The sequence below is a fragment of the Limnohabitans sp. genome (assembly GCF_031539175.1).
Taxonomy (GTDB): Bacteria; Pseudomonadota; Gammaproteobacteria; order Burkholderiales; family Burkholderiaceae_C; genus Limnohabitans.
Genome location: NZ_JAVKLQ010000018.1, coordinates 91,407 through 105,179, shown reverse-complemented (window position 1 = coordinate 105,179; position 13,773 = coordinate 91,407). Strand labels below are relative to the sequence as shown.

Here is a 13,773-nt window from a genome sequence, read left to right as displayed (position 1 = left end):
CGATGCAGCAACTCCTCAACCAATCGGTGCTGATACTGGGCTTGGGTGATTCCGGCCTGGCGATGGCGCGTTGGTGCGTGCGTTGTAGGGCGCAAGTGCAAGTGGTCGACACGCGTGCTGAGCCACCCCATTTGGCGGTTTTGCGCCAAGAGTTGCCGCAAGTCACGTTCGTGCATGGCGCGTTTGATGCGTCGCTGTTGAGCGGTGCAGAAGAAGCGCATGGCATTCGCGCCGTGTTCAAGAGCCCTGGTTTGAGTCCTGAATCGGTGGCCTCTGTGTGGCAAGCGGCACAAGCCGCTGGTTTGTGGGTCGGTACAGAACTGACGTTGTTCGCCCAAGCCCTGAGCGATTTACAGAGCAGTGCAGCCTATCACCCCAAAGTGCTAGCCATCACGGGCACCAACGGTAAAACCACCGTCACCTCGTTGACCGCTCAGCTGTTGGAGCGTGCCGGTTTGCGCGTGGCCATCGCGGGCAACATTGGCCCCACCTTGCTCGATACATTGACGCAAGCGTTGGACGTGGCTGCTGTCCAAGAGGCCGAGGCTGCTGAAAAAGCCAAGGCCGAGCAAGACGAACTGGACGCAGCACAAGCCGAAGAAGCCAAGGCGCAAGAAGCGCTGGCCGCTGCGCAAGCGGCCAGTGCGTTGGCTGAAGCCAAACTTCAAGCCAGCGTTGATGCTGCATTGGCGGCTGCCGATCACGCGCAACTGAGCATGGAACTGCCGCAGCAGACGGCGTCTCCCGAGGAGGCGGCTGTTGTCAGTGCTCAGGCTGCAGAAAATACCAACGTCACAGACGCTAACGCAGAAGCGACCGACAGCGAAGTCGCCGTTGGCGAAAGCGACGCTGCGCAGCCCAGCACAGAAGAGGTCACGGCTGACACTCCCTTTGAGGTCGATCTGCCGCCGCTCGTTCCACCCCCCCCACCGCCGGTGGATCATCCTTACTTGCCGCAAGTCTGGGTGTTGGAGTTGTCTAGCTTCCAGTTGGACGGTGTGACCAACTTTGAGCCCACGGCAGGCGCCGTGCTCAACCTCACGCAAGACCATTTGGATTGGCATGGCGACATGCGCGCCTATGCCGCAGCCAAAGCCCGCATTTTTGGCCAGCACGGTTTGTTGGTCCTCAACCGCGAAGATTTGGGCGTGATGAACATGTTGCCCGAACCGGTACGTGTGAAGCTGCAAAAGCCCCAAGTGCGTGCGCATGTCACCTTTGGTGGTGACTTGCCCCAGCGCCCGGGTGACTACGGCATTGAAACCATCAATGGCATGACGTGGTTGGTGCGTGCGTTGGAGGCCGATGAAACACGTCGTCGCCGCAAAGACGACGCAGAAGAAATTCACATTCAACGTTTGATGCCCGCAGATGCCTTGCGCATTCGTGGTCGTCACAACGCACTCAATGCGTTGGCGGCGTTGGCCTTGGCGGGCAGCACCCAAGCCAGTTTGGCGCCCATGTTGTTTGGGTTGCGCGAGTATCGTGGCGAGCCACACCGTGTGGAGTCGGTTGCAGTCCTGAACGATGTCGAGTACTTTGACGACAGCAAAGGCACGAACGTCGGCGCCACGGTCGCGGCCTTGCAAGGTCTGGGCATGGATCGCCGTTTGGTGGTGATCTTGGGGGGCGATGGCAAAGGGCAAGACTTCTCGCCTTTGCAAACGCCCATCCGCCACTACGCACGCGGTGTGGTGCTGATTGGACGCGATGCACCTGCCTTGCGCGAGGTGTTGCAAGACTGCGGCGTTCCGCTGGTGGATGCTGAGACATTGCCCGATGCGGTGGTGCAAGCCAGCCGCATGGCCCAAGCGCGTGATGCCGTGTTGCTGTCGCCAGCCTGCGCGAGCCTAGACATGTTTCGCAATTACGCCCACCGTGCCGAGGTGTTTGTGAGTGCCGTTCAAGCCTTGGCGGATGACGCTGGACAAGGGCTAGATGGCGCATTGGGAGCAGGTGCATGACAGCGATCACACGTCACGCCAATGGGTTGCAGCGCGTGCTGAGTTCCCTTTCACAACGCGTGAGTCGCTTGTGGGGCGCCGATCAGCCCGAGGCCGGGATCGATGTATTGCCGGTGCGCGTGCAAGGCACGGAGTTCACGCACACCACGGCATCGCCTGTGCACGTGAAGGGGTTTGATCAGCCTTTGGTCTGGGTCACCTTTGCCTTGTTGATGTTTGGCTTGGTGATGGTGTATTCGGCATCCATCGCCATTCCCGATAACCCACGCATGGGCGCAGGCTATACCCCCACGCACTTTTTGGTGCGTCATGGCCTGTCGTTGTTCGTGGCGTTTGTGGCCGCTTTGTTTGCGTTTCAAGTACCGCTCAATACGTGGGAGCGCGTGGCGCCTTGGGTGTTTGTGGTGTCCATCGTGTTGTTGATTGCCGTCTTGATGCCGTTCATTGGCAAATCGGTCAACGGTGCGCGCCGTTGGATTGGTTTGGGTTTCATGAACTTCCAACCCTCTGAGTTGGCCAAGTGGGGCGTGTTGCTCTACGCCGCCAATTACATGGTGCGCAAGATGGATGTGAAAGAAAAGTTCTTTGCCGCCGTGACACCCATGGGCGCTGCGGTGTCCATCGTCGGCTTGTTGCTGTTGTCTGAGCCTGACATGGGTGCCTTCATGGTGATTGCCGTGATTGCGATGGGCATTTTGTTTTTAGGCGGTGTCAATGCCCGCATGTTTTTCTTGATCGCCACGGCGTTGATCGCGGTGTTTGGTTTGATCATCGCGTCGTCACCTTGGCGTCGCGAACGCATTTTTGCGTACCTCGACCCTTGGAGCATGGAGCATGCGTTGGGCAAGGGCTACCAGTTGTCGCACTCGTTGATCGCCATCGGTCGCGGCGAGATTTTTGGTGTGGGCTTGGGCGGCAGCGTTGAGAAACTGCATTGGCTGCCCGAAGCGCACACCGACTTTTTGTTGGCCGTGATTGGCGAAGAATTTGGTTTCGTGGGTGTGGTGCTGGTGATTGGCATGTTCATGTGGTTGACGCGCCGCATCATGTACATCGGTCGTCAAGCCATCGCCATGGACCGCGTGTTTGCTGGCTTGGTGGCGCAAGGCGTGGGCATTTGGATGGGCTTTCAATCGTTCATCAACATGGGCGTGAACTTGGGTGCTTTGCCGACCAAAGGCCTGACCTTGCCTTTGATGAGTTACGGCGGCTCAGCCATCTTGCTCAACCTCATCGCCATTGCGGTGGTGCTGCGCGTGGACTACGAAAACCGTGTGGTCATGCATGGAGGGCGGCTATGACCATGAGCACCTCTAAGCCCACGCGTACCGCGTTGATCATGGCGGGCGGCACTGGTGGCCACATCTTCCCAGGCTTGGCCGTGGCTGAACTCATGCGCGCACGCGGTTGGAACGTGCATTGGGTGGGCGCACCGGCCCCCAGCATGGAAAGCCGTTTGGTGCCTGCGCAAGGCATTGCTTTGGAAACCGTGCAATTTGGCGGTGTGCGTGGCAAGGGCTTCAAAACTTTGGCTTTGCTGCCATTCAAGTTGTTGCGTGCGTTTTGGCAAAGTTTGCAAGTGGTGCGTCGCGTGAAACCCGATGCGGTGGTGGGTTTGGGCGGCTACATCAGTTTCCCTGCGGGTTTGATGGCAGTGTTGATGGGCAAGCCCTTGGTGCTGCACGAACAAAACTCGGTGGCAGGCATGGCCAACAAGGTCTTGGCCAAAGTTGCCAACCGCGTGTTCACCGCCTTCCCCAGCGTGATGCCCAAAGCCGAATGGGTGGGCAACCCTTTGCGTGAGGGGTTCGTCACACAAGCCACACCCGCTGAGCGTTTTGCCAACCGCAGCGGCCCCTTGCGCGTGTTGGTGGTCGGGGGCAGTTTGGGCGCACAAGCCTTGAACACCTTGGTGCCACAAGCGCTGGCCTTGATTCCTGTGGCCCAACGCCCCACGGTGTTGCATCAGAGCGGCGCCAAACAAATTGACGCCCTGCAGGCTGCGTATGCGCAAGCTGGCGTGCAAGCCGAACTCACGCCGTTCATTGACGACACCGCCCAAGCCTTTGCCGATGCGGACATCGTCATCGCTCGCGCTGGCGCCAGCACCGTCACCGAGTTGGCGGCGGTGGGTGTGGCAGCGATTTATGTGCCGTTCCCCCATGCGGTGGACGACCACCAAACCACCAATGCCCGTTTCTTGGTGGAAGCGGGTGGGGGGTGGTTGATTCCACAAGCTGAGTTGAACGCCCAAGACTTGGCCAACCGATTGCAATTCATGACACGCCGCACGCTGCAAGCCTGCGCAGAGAAAGCCTACGCGATGAGAAAAATTGACGCCGCCCAAGCGGTGGTCGCTGCCTGTGAAGCCTTGGCAGCCAAAGGAGAGAAGGCATGAAACACGCCATTCGTCACATCCATTTTGTCGGTATCGGCGGTGCAGGCATGAGCGGTATTGCTGAGGTGTTGCTGAACTTGGGCTATGTCATTTCGGGCTCAGACTTGTCCGACAGCGCTGCCTTAAAGCGCTTGCACAGCTTGGGCATTCAGACGTACGTCGGCCACGACGCCGCCAATATTGTGGGTGCGGATGCCGTGGTCACGTCGACGGCTGTGCAGGCCAGCAACCCCGAGGTGGTCGCAGCCCACGCCAAGCTCATTCCTGTGGTGCCGCGCGCCGTGATGTTGGCAGAGTTGATGCGTCTTAAAACCGGTGTGGCCATTGCGGGCACGCATGGCAAAACCACCACCACCAGCTTGGTCGCCAGCGTGTTGGCCGAAGCGGGCCTAGACCCCACGTTTGTGATTGGTGGCAAGCTGACCAGTGCCGGCGCGAACGCCAAATTGGGTTCAGGCGATTACATCGTGGTTGAAGCCGATGAATCGGATGCCTCGTTCTTGAACCTGTTGCCCGTGATGGCAGTGGTCACCAACATCGACGCCGATCACATGGACACGTATGGCCATGACTTCAACCGTTTGAAGGCCGCGTTTGTTGAGTTCTTGCACCGCATGCCGTTTTATGGTGCTGCCATTTTGTGCACCGACGATGCGGCCGTGCGCAGCATCTTGTCGGAGGTGTCGCGTCCCATCACCAGCTACGGTTTTAATGACCAAGCGCAAGTGCGTGCGGTGAACGTGCGTGCTGACAATGGCCGTATGTGCTTCACGGTTCAGCGTCGCAATGGCATCACGTTGCCCGACTTAGACATCACGTTGAATTTGGCCGGCGAGCACAACGTGCTCAATGCCTTGGCCGCCATCGCGATTGCGGTGGAGCTCAATGTGCCAGACGAAGCGGTGCAAAAAGCCTTGGCCGAATTCAAAGGCGTGGGTCGTCGCTTCCAGCGTCACGGCGATGTGGCTGCGAAGACCGGTGGCGAGTTCACCCTCATCGAAGATTACGGCCACCACCCCGTCGAGGTGGCTGCGACTTTGGCTGCAGCACGCGGCGCGTTTCCAGGCCGTCGTTTGGTGTTGGCATTTCAGCCGCACCGCTACACCCGCACCCGTGACTGCTTCGAAGACTTCGTGCAAGTCATGGGCCGTGCCGATGTGCTGTGGCTGTCCGAGATTTACGCCGCTGGTGAAACCCCGATTCCCGCTGCCGATGGCCGCGCCCTCTCGCGTGCCATGCGCATGGCAGGCCACGAAGCCTTGGTCTTTGTGGATGACATTCAAAACATGGCCCAAGTCATTGCGGACAACGCCCAAGCTGGCGATGTGGTGATGTGCATGGGCGCAGGCTCGATTGGTCAAGTACCGTCCCAAGTGCTGGCGCTGGTTGAGCAACGCAACATTACTGTGAAAAGCTGAGTCATGAGCGACACCACCACTTTCAACATCCAAAGCGCCAAGGTTGCGGTGCTGATGGGCGGCATGTCAGCCGAGCGCGATGTGTCGATCATGTCGGGCACGGGCGTGCTCAAGGCCCTGCAATCCAAAGGCGTCAATGCGCTGGCGTTTGATCCGGCTGAGCGCAGCTTGGACGAGCTCAAGCGTGAAGGCTTCACCCACGCGTTCATCGCCTTGCATGGTCGCTATGGTGAAGATGGTTCGGTGCAAGGTGCGCTGGAATTGTTAGGCATCCCTTACACCGGCTCCGGTGTGATGGCCTCCGCGATGGCCATGGACAAAGTGATGACCAAGCGCGTGTGGTCGGCTGTCGGGTTGTCGACACCGGGCTATGTATGGCTCGCACCAGAAGATCAAACGGCAGACAACATCCAAGCCATTCCCGCGAAATTGGGTTTGCCTTTGATTGTCAAGCCGCCGCGTGAAGGTTCGTCGATTGGCATGAGCAAAGTGACTGAGGCATCGCAAATTCAAGCGGCCACGGCTTTGGCGACGCGCTACGACCCTGATTTGTTGTGCGAAGAATTCATCACTGGCGAAGAGTTGACCTGTCCTATTTTGGGCAACGGCGCAGGCGCGCGGGCCTTGCCTGTGGTGCGCATTGCTGCACCCGATGGCGCTTACGACTACAACCACAAGTACTTCACCGACGACGTGAAATACCACTGTCCAAGCGGCTTGCCAGAGGCTGAAGAGCACGAGATTCAGCGTTTGGTGGTGGCGGCTTACCGTGCTTTGGGCTGCCGTGGTTGGGGGCGCGCTGACATCATGTTGCGCGCCAGTGATCGCAAACCCTTTTTGTTGGAAATGAACACATCCCCTGGCATGACCAGCCACTCGTTGGTGCCCATGTCGGCGCGTGCCGCAGGCATCAGCTATGAAGACCTGTGTTTGACGTTGCTGGCCAGTGCCACGTTGGATCACCCACAAGGACCTGCGCACGCATGACCTCGCGCTACACCACCCACCTGCGCCCGCGCCCTGAGGTCAACACCTCCGTGGCCGTGCCGTTGGACGTTCGTCTCATGCACATGGCGGCTTCGCTCATGTTCGTGTCGGTGATCGTGGGGGTGTTGTGTGCCGGTGTGTGGTCGTTGGTGCGGTTGCCTGCGTTTGCCTTGACCGGGATCACCGTGTTGGGCGAGGTGGAGCACAACAACGCCGTGACATTGCGTGCCAATGTGGCATCGAAGTTGACTGGTAATTTTTTCACGGCTGATTTGGGTCGCGTGCGCAGCACCTTCGAGAGCGTGCCTTGGGTGCGTCTGGCCACGGTACAGCGCGAGTTTCCCAACCGCCTGCGTGTGACCTTGCAAGAGCATCAGCCCGTGGCATTTTGGGGTGAGGACAGCGATGCACGCATGGTCAACACCTACGGCGAAGTCTTCGAGGCCAATGCGGGTGATTTGGATGATGACAACCTGCCACGTCTGAGCGGACCCGACAGCCAGTCGGAGCAGGTGTTGGCGATGTATTTGGCCTTGGCCCCTGTGTTCAAAAACATGACCTTGGCGTTGGACAGCTTAGAGCTCACAGGTCGCGGCAGCTGGCGTGCCCATGTGGGGCGTGGTGCTGTGATTGAGTTAGGGCGCGGTAACACGCAAGAGGTGATGGCGCGCATGCAAGTGATGGGCCAGACCTTGGTGCAAGTCACCCAAAAATTGGGCCGCAAGGTCAGTGCCATTGAGTCAGCAGACTTGCGGCACGAAAACGGTTATGCGCTTCGTTTGCGCGGTGTCAGCACCCAAGATGTGTTGGCACCCCGTGAGCGAACTGGGCGATAGAAGAGAAAGAACGAGGCTGTTATGGCAAAAGAGTACAAAGATTTGGTGGTCGGCTTAGACATTGGCACAGCCAAGGTCATGGTCGTGGTCGCCGAAGTTCTGCCTGGCGGCGAGCTCAAGCTCGCAGGCTTGGGTGTGTCGCCCAGTAACGGTTTGAAACGCGGCGTGGTGGTCAACATCGATGCCACGGTGCAAAGTATTCAACAGGCCTTGAAAGAAGCCGAGTTGATGGCGGATTGCAAAATCACGCGCGTTTATACCGGCATCACCGGCAGCCACATTCGCGGCATCAACTCCACGGGCATGGTGGCGGTGAAAGACAAAGAAGTGACGGCCCCTGACGTGGCGCGCGTGGTCGAGACCGCCAAGGCGATCAACATCTCGACAGACCAACGTTTGCTGTTGGTGCAGCCGCAAGAGTTTGTGATTGATGGCCAAGACGTGCGTGAACCGATTGGCATGAGCGGTATCCGTTTGGAAGCCAAGGTGCACATCGTCACGGGCGCGCAAAGTGCGGCAGAAAACATCATCAAGTGCGTGCGCCGTTGCGGTTTGGATGTGGACCAGTTGATGCTCAACCCCTTGGCCTCCAGTTTGTCGGTGTTGACCGATGACGAGCGCGAGTTGGGCGTGGCTTTGGTTGACATTGGTGCGGGCACCACGGACGTGGCGATCTTCACCAACGGCGCGATTCGTCACACCGCCGTCATTCCCATTGCGGGTGATTTGATCACCAGTGACATTGCGATGGCTTTGCGTACGCCCACCAAGGATGCGGAAGAAATCAAGATCGAATCGGGCTACGCCAAACAAATGCTGGCAGACCCAGAGGTGCAAGTCGAAGTGCCGGGCTTGGGCGACCGTGCGCCGCGCATGTTGAGCCGCCAAGCCTTGGCCGGTGTGATTGAACCGCGTGTGGAAGAAATTTTCTCGTTGGTACAACAAGTCATCCGCGAATCGGGCTACGAAGAAGTTTTGTCGTCAGGCATTGTGTTGACCGGCGGCAGTGCCGTGATGCCAGGCATGGTGGAGTTGGGTGAAGATATTTTCTTGAAGCCCGTGCGTCGTGGCGTGCCCCATTACAAGAGTGCGTTGGCCGACATGGTGTCGCAACCGCGTGCAGCCACGGTGATGGGCTTGCTCGAAGAAGCGCGCATGGCGCGGCTGCGTGGCTTCAAAGTGTCGCAAAAAAGTGGATCGGTCAAGTCAGCGATGGACCGTTTCAAAGATTGGATCGTGGGGAACTTCTGACCATGATTCCTTTCCACAAACTTTATCTCGCGCGTGGCAGTCCGCCACCGAGGCGGCTCAGCGGTCGACGATGGCGACCCTGCGCTGCAACCGCTCCGCCATCCTGAGGATGCGGCGTGTACACAGAAGAATTTTTGAAATCAAGGCAACTGCAAATTTTTAGATCGATAGGAGAAAAATCATGAGCATCGAAATGATCGAAGTTGAAGCATTCAACTCAGGCACCCAAATCAAAGTCATTGGCGTGGGCGGCGGCGGCGGCAACGCGGTTGAGCACATGATCCGTTCAGGCGTGCAAGGCGTGGAGTTCGTCACGGCGAACACCGACGCGCAAGCTTTGCGCGTGAGCAATGCCCACAAAGTGATTCAGCTCGGCGAAAGCGGCTTGGGCGCTGGCAGCAAGCCAGAGCGCGGCCGTGAGGCAGCAGAGGCCGCCATCGATGAAATCCGTTCCGCACTCGAAGGCACCAACATGCTGTTCGTGACGGCCGGTATGGGCGGTGGTACTGGTACGGGTGCCGCCCCTGTGGTGGCGCGCGTGGCGCGTGAAATGGGTATCTTGACCGTGGGCGTGGTGACCAAGCCGTTTGAGTTTGAAGGCAACCGCCGCATGGGCAATGCCGAAGCTGGCTTGGCCGAGCTCGAAGCCAATGTGGACTCCTTGATCGTGGTGTTGAACGACAAGTTGATGGACGTGTTGGGCGACGATGCCAGCCAAGACGAAGCCTTCGCTTTTGCCAACGACGTGTTGAAAAACTCGGTCGGCGGTATTGCCGAGATCATCAACGTGGAAGCTTTGGTGAACGTCGACTTTGAAGACGTGCGCACCGTGATGAGCGAAACTGGCAAAGCCATGATGGGCACTGCGGTGGCCAATGGCCCAGACCGTGCACGCATCGCTGCTGAGCAAGCTGTGGCTTGCCCGCTGCTCGAAGGCGTGGACATGTCGGGTGCCAAGGGCGTGTTGGTGTTGATCACCGCCGCCAAAGGTGGTTTGAAGATGTCTGAGTCGCGCGAAGCCATGAACACGATTCGCAAGTTCGCTTCTCCAGACGCACACGTCATTTACGGTACCGCTTACGACGAAGCTTTGGGCGACCAAATTCGCGTGACCGTGGTGGCCACAGGTTTGGCCGGTGGCCGTCGTGCTGCACCTCAGTTGCAAGTGTTGCGCACGGGTACGGACGGCATGAGCTTCCCCACCACCCAAGCGCCTAACGCATCGCCGGCAGGTTTGATGGCCGCTGCTTCGGCTGGCTTGTCTGGTTTGGCGTCTGGTTTGGGCGTGGGGACCACCCGTGCACAACCTGACTACAACAGCATGGCTGTGCCCAGCGTGTGGCGTACCAACCGTACTCAAGCTGCGGCTAAGGTTGACGCCTTGTCATCTGGCGGCATGGACGATTACGAAATTCCAGCCTTCTTGCGCAAGCAAGCCGACTAAGAATTTCGATCGCGACGATTGAACAGATCAATCCCCTGAAAAGAGGGGATTGATTAAAATTCATCTGTGCTTAAACAAAGAACCCTTCAATCTCTCACCAAAGCGGTGGGTGTCGGCTTACACAGCGGTCAACGCGTGGAGCTGACCCTGCGGCCTGCGCAACCCGACACGGGCATCGTGTTTCGTCGGGTCGACTTGCCACAGCCCGTCGATATTCCGATCACAGCGACCGCTGTGACCGATACACGTTTGGCCTCGACCATTTCCAATGGCGGCGCCAAGGTGTTCACGGTGGAGCATTTGATGTCTGCGTGCGCAGGCTTGGGGATTGACAACCTTTACATCGACATCACGGCAGAAGAAGTGCCCATCTTGGATGGCTCGGCTTCGTCGTTTGTGTTTTTGTTGCAAAGCGCAGGCATCGTTGAGCAAAACGCGCCCAAGCGTTTTATTCGTGTGCTGAAGACCGTGGAAGTGCGCGAAGGCGAAGGCGACAACGTGAAGTGGGCTCGCCTAGAGCCGCACCACGGCTACAAGCTCAGTTTTGAAATCGACTTTCACCATCCTGCAGTGGACTCCACAGGACAAAGTGTGGTGTTTGACACCGACACGGACAGCTACACGCGCGACATAGCGCGTGCCCGCACTTTTGGTTTCACCCGCGATGTGGAGATGTTGCGCGCCAACGGTTTGGCGTTAGGTGGTGGGCTTGACAATGCCATCGTGATGGATGACTACAAGGTGTTAAACAGCGACGGGCTGCGCTATGACGATGAATTTGTGAAACACAAAATTCTTGATGCGATGGGCGACCTGTATTTGATTGGCAAACCCTTGCTCGCCTCGTATGTGGCGTTTCGATCCGGTCACGCCATGAACAACAAGCTCTTGCGCGAATTGTTGAGTCGCCCAGATGCCTACGACGTTGTGACGTTTGCCGATGCGCGCAAAGCGCCCCCCGGGTTGGCCCAATTGGCGCCTGCTTGGTAAGGGATATGTGGTGCCGTGACATCGTGTGTCACATGCACCCACGCTTGGCCTAGGGCCTTCGTTTGAATTCCCGTTTCATGCCGTTGTCAATCGAGGACGCCAGCAGATTGAGCTCTTCGGCCAAGATTTTGAGAACATCTTCCAGCGTGACGATGCCGATCAAGGTGTGATCTTTGTCCGTCACAGGAATTCGCCTCACGCCATTGCGACGCATGGCGCGCATCAAGTCAATCAAAGAGCCGTCTTCTTGCACCGTGACCACGGGTGTACTCATCACGTCTTCGACATAAAGCGGTCCTGGATCGAGGCCTTGGGCAATGATGGACGTCACGATGTCGCGATCCGTGATCACGCCATCAACTTTCGTGAGTCCTTTTTGATCATCAACGACCACCAAAGCGCCGACATGGTCGTGGCGCATCAGCTGCGCAGCGGTGACCAAGTCGGTTTTTCTGTCGGCAATGGTCACTTTTCTGCTGCAGATGTCACCAATCGTCAGGCGTTCATGCATCACCGACCCCGATAATGCGGTGGTGTGCATGTGAGCGGGTGTTGATTGCGGTGAAGACATTCATGCGATCTTCAGCAGTTTGGATGAGCTGCTGGGCTTTTTAGGCAGCGTCAGCTCTAACACACCATTTTCATATTTAGCCGAAGACTTGGCTTCATCGACGGATTCCGCTAACGAGAAACTGCGAAATGCTTTGCCGTAATAGCGTTCGCTACGGATGACTTTGGAATCTTCCTTTTCTTCTTTTTCCTTTTTGAGTTCAGCGCTCATCGACACTTGGTTGCCTTCAATGGAGACCTTGATGTCTTCTTTGTTCACGCCTGGAATTTCTGCCTTCACCACATAGGCTTTGTCGTCTTCTTGCACGTCGAGTTTGATTTGCGGTTGCTCCTCGCTAGACCGATAAATGGGACGCAACGAAAAGCCTTTGAAAAAATCGTCGTTGAAAGGATCGATTAAATCGGTGAATGGATTGAAGCGGGTCAAGTTGTTCATGAGGGAATCTCGATTGAGTACAAGCCAGATGCAGCGCGACACCGAGTCACGCATGCGCGAAGATTTCGATTCAAAATCTTGACTTGGAGTGTCTCGGGTTGCATGCAACGCGTCTGTGATGGACCGCACGTTGTGGCGTGTGTCAACACCAATCGCTTGAACAAAGCGATGCGAGGCGTGGCTTAGCGGCTGCGACCTGCGCGGTACATGCCGCTGGTTTTGCGGTCTAACGTGGTTGCTGCGGCCAAGCGCGCCATGGCGTGTCCTGCGTGGGCGTGTGTGATCGCCAAGCCCAAGGCGTCAGCGGCATCAGGGCCGGGCAAGCCGGGCAAGTTGAGCAAGCGTTTGACCATTTCTTGCACCTGCTCTTTTTTGGCCATACCGTGTCCGGCGACCGCTTGCTTCATTTGTAAGGCGGTGTATTCGGCCACAGGCAGATCGCAAGTGACCAAGGCGGTCACGCAAGCGCCGCGTGCTTGACCCAGTAGCAACGTGGCTTGTGGGTTGACGTTGACGAACACAATTTCAACCGCTGAGCAGTCGGGCTTGTAACGCTCGACCACTTCATGGATGCCGTCAAACAACACTTTCAGGCGTTCTGGCAAATTGCCTTGCGCTTCTTTGTTGGTGCGGATGGTGCCGCTGGCCACGTACAGCAGTTGATTGCCGTGCTTTTCCACCACGCCAAAGCCCGTGGTGCGAAGTCCAGGATCAATGCCAAGAATACGCATGGCGGTTAAGGCAATTGCGCGCTGTTCATGCGCGACACGATGATTTCGGTGCGACCTGCCAAGTACGCCGACTGTGGAAACTTTTGGTAGTACTTTGGGCGCGGCAGCATCACAGCGAGGCGCCCCGCTTCCCAGGGCGCGAGTTGTGCCGCTGGTTTGTCAAAGTAATGTTGGGCAGCGGCCTCGGCGCCAAAGATGCCTTCACCCCATTCCACATGGTTGAGGTAGATTTCTAAGATACGTTGTTTGCTCAGAAGCGCTTCCAACATCAAGGTCAGCACAAACTCTTGCCCCTTGCGTAGCAAGGTGCGTTCGCCAGAGAGAAACAAATTTTTGGCCAATTGTTGTGTGATGGTGGAACCGCCCACCACTTTGGGCGGACGTGCTTTGTTGGCACGACTGGCTTGTAATTCAGCCTTGGCGTTTTTGGCCCAAGCTTTTTCAATCGCTTCCCACTGCACACCATCATGCTGGGCAAAGATGTCGTCTTCAGACGCAATGACAGCCCGTTTTAAATGGTTGGAAATGGCGCTGTAGGGTACCCAGTCTTGTCGCCATCGAAGTTGGTCTTTTGAGGTGACGATCCGCCACGCTTCGGATCGCTCAAACGCGGTGGACTCGGGCGCTACCCGTGCCATCACAGCGATGCGTGCCAGAAAGAAAAATTGCAAGCCAATCCACGCCGTCAAGATCAGCAGCAGCCAGCGCAGCAGCGGACGAAAGTGTGGGCTAGAAAAGTTCATGCAGG

The 13,773-nt window shown here is 57.6% G+C and carries 13 protein-coding genes; 9 read left to right on the top strand and 4 right to left on the bottom strand.

The features are described 5' to 3' along the window. Positions 1 to 2 precede the first annotated feature (2 nt). The 9 genes from murD (at position 3) to lpxC (ending at position 11,288) form a co-directional block, all read left to right on the top strand. On the top strand, positions 3 to 1,964 hold the full coding sequence (gene murD / locus RMS95_RS03485) for a UDP-N-acetylmuramoyl-L-alanine--D-glutamate ligase (RefSeq protein ID WP_310643630.1): 1,962 nt from the start codon (positions 3 to 5) through the stop codon (positions 1,962 to 1,964). Then, positions 1,961 to 3,265: a putative lipid II flippase FtsW gene (gene ftsW, locus RMS95_RS03480; RefSeq protein ID WP_310643628.1), complete on the top strand. Its 1,305-nt coding sequence runs from the start codon at positions 1,961 to 1,963 to the stop codon at positions 3,263 to 3,265. The genes murD and ftsW overlap by 4 nt, the downstream gene beginning before the upstream one ends. Beyond that, positions 3,262 to 4,362 (top strand): undecaprenyldiphospho-muramoylpentapeptide beta-N-acetylglucosaminyltransferase, encoded by a 1,101-nt coding sequence (murG, locus tag RMS95_RS03475; protein WP_310643627.1) that lies wholly within the window; start codon positions 3,262 to 3,264, stop codon positions 4,360 to 4,362. The genes ftsW and murG overlap by 4 nt, the downstream gene beginning before the upstream one ends. After that, a complete protein-coding gene (murC, locus tag RMS95_RS03470) occupies positions 4,359 to 5,780 on the top strand; it encodes a UDP-N-acetylmuramate--L-alanine ligase (RefSeq protein WP_310643625.1) in 1,422 nt (473 codons plus the stop codon). The genes murG and murC overlap by 4 nt, the downstream gene beginning before the upstream one ends. Positions 5,781 to 5,783: 3 nt before the next feature. Next, positions 5,784 to 6,767 carry a D-alanine--D-alanine ligase gene (locus tag RMS95_RS03465; RefSeq protein ID WP_310643623.1) on the top strand — a complete coding sequence of 328 codons (984 nt, stop codon included), beginning with the start codon at positions 5,784 to 5,786 and terminating at the stop codon, positions 6,765 to 6,767. Next, the gene (locus RMS95_RS03460; RefSeq protein ID WP_310643621.1) at positions 6,764 to 7,603 is read left to right on the top strand and encodes a cell division protein FtsQ/DivIB; all 840 of its coding nucleotides are present in this window, start codon (positions 6,764 to 6,766) and stop codon (positions 7,601 to 7,603) included. Before RMS95_RS03465 ends, RMS95_RS03460 begins: the two co-directional genes overlap by 4 nt. A gap of 21 nt (positions 7,604 to 7,624) precedes the next feature. Continuing rightward, positions 7,625 to 8,854, top strand: coding sequence for a cell division protein FtsA (gene ftsA, locus RMS95_RS03455; protein WP_310643620.1), 1,230 nt, complete (start codon positions 7,625 to 7,627; stop codon positions 8,852 to 8,854). Positions 8,855 to 9,035: 181 nt separating this feature from the next. Beyond that, the gene (gene ftsZ, locus RMS95_RS03450) at positions 9,036 to 10,298 is read left to right on the top strand and encodes a cell division protein FtsZ (RefSeq protein ID WP_310643618.1); all 1,263 of its coding nucleotides are present in this window, start codon (positions 9,036 to 9,038) and stop codon (positions 10,296 to 10,298) included. Between the two features lie 66 nt (positions 10,299 to 10,364). Further along, positions 10,365 to 11,288 (top strand): UDP-3-O-acyl-N-acetylglucosamine deacetylase, encoded by a 924-nt coding sequence (lpxC, locus tag RMS95_RS03445; protein WP_310643616.1) that lies wholly within the window; start codon positions 10,365 to 10,367, stop codon positions 11,286 to 11,288. A 49-nt stretch (positions 11,289 to 11,337) separates the two neighbouring features. On the opposite strand, the gene RMS95_RS03440 is transcribed toward lpxC, so the two are convergent. The 4 genes from RMS95_RS03440 to mtgA all read right to left on the bottom strand — a co-directional run bounded on the left by RMS95_RS03440 (position 11,338) and on the right by mtgA (position 13,768). Next, positions 11,338 to 11,829, bottom strand: a complete 492-nt coding sequence (locus tag RMS95_RS03440) for a CBS domain-containing protein (protein ID WP_310643614.1) — start codon at positions 11,827 to 11,829, stop codon at positions 11,338 to 11,340. Between the two features lie 30 nt (positions 11,830 to 11,859). Next, on the bottom strand, positions 11,860 to 12,294 hold the full coding sequence (locus tag RMS95_RS03435) for an Hsp20/alpha crystallin family protein (RefSeq protein WP_310643613.1): 435 nt from the start codon (positions 12,292 to 12,294) through the stop codon (positions 11,860 to 11,862). A 182-nt stretch (positions 12,295 to 12,476) separates the two neighbouring features. Next, positions 12,477 to 13,025 (bottom strand): crossover junction endodeoxyribonuclease RuvC, encoded by a 549-nt coding sequence (gene ruvC, locus RMS95_RS03430; RefSeq protein ID WP_310643611.1) that lies wholly within the window; start codon positions 13,023 to 13,025, stop codon positions 12,477 to 12,479. A 5-nt stretch (positions 13,026 to 13,030) separates the two neighbouring features. Continuing rightward, entirely contained in the window at positions 13,031 to 13,768 is a 738-nt protein-coding gene (gene mtgA, locus RMS95_RS03425; RefSeq protein ID WP_310643610.1) for a monofunctional biosynthetic peptidoglycan transglycosylase, read from the bottom strand. Positions 13,769 to 13,773: the final 5 nt, after the last annotated feature.

Excerpts from the sequence above, each read along its gene's own strand:
- mtgA (WP_310643610.1), bottom strand. The coding sequence starts at position 13,768 with ATGAACTTTTCTAGCCCACACTTTCGTCCGCTGCTGCGCTGGCTGCTG.
- ftsA (WP_310643620.1), top strand. The coding sequence starts at position 7,625 with ATGGCAAAAGAGTACAAAGATTTGGTGGTCGGCTTAGACATTGGCACA.
- ftsW (WP_310643628.1), top strand. The coding sequence starts at position 1,961 with ATGACAGCGATCACACGTCACGCCAATGGGTTGCAGCGCGTGCTGAGT.
- murC (WP_310643625.1), top strand. The coding sequence starts at position 4,359 with ATGAAACACGCCATTCGTCACATCCATTTTGTCGGTATCGGCGGTGCA.
- RMS95_RS03440 (WP_310643614.1), bottom strand. The coding sequence starts at position 11,829 with ATGCACACCACCGCATTATCGGGGTCGGTGATGCATGAACGCCTGACG.
- murG (WP_310643627.1), top strand. The coding sequence starts at position 3,262 with ATGACCATGAGCACCTCTAAGCCCACGCGTACCGCGTTGATCATGGCG.
- ftsZ (WP_310643618.1), top strand. The coding sequence starts at position 9,036 with ATGAGCATCGAAATGATCGAAGTTGAAGCATTCAACTCAGGCACCCAA.
- murD (WP_310643630.1), top strand. The coding sequence starts at position 3 with ATGCAGCAACTCCTCAACCAATCGGTGCTGATACTGGGCTTGGGTGAT.
- ruvC (WP_310643611.1), bottom strand. The coding sequence starts at position 13,025 with ATGCGTATTCTTGGCATTGATCCTGGACTTCGCACCACGGGCTTTGGC.
- RMS95_RS03435 (WP_310643613.1), bottom strand. The coding sequence starts at position 12,294 with ATGAACAACTTGACCCGCTTCAATCCATTCACCGATTTAATCGATCCT.
- RMS95_RS03460 (WP_310643621.1), top strand. The coding sequence starts at position 6,764 with ATGACCTCGCGCTACACCACCCACCTGCGCCCGCGCCCTGAGGTCAAC.
- RMS95_RS03465 (WP_310643623.1), top strand. The coding sequence starts at position 5,784 with ATGAGCGACACCACCACTTTCAACATCCAAAGCGCCAAGGTTGCGGTG.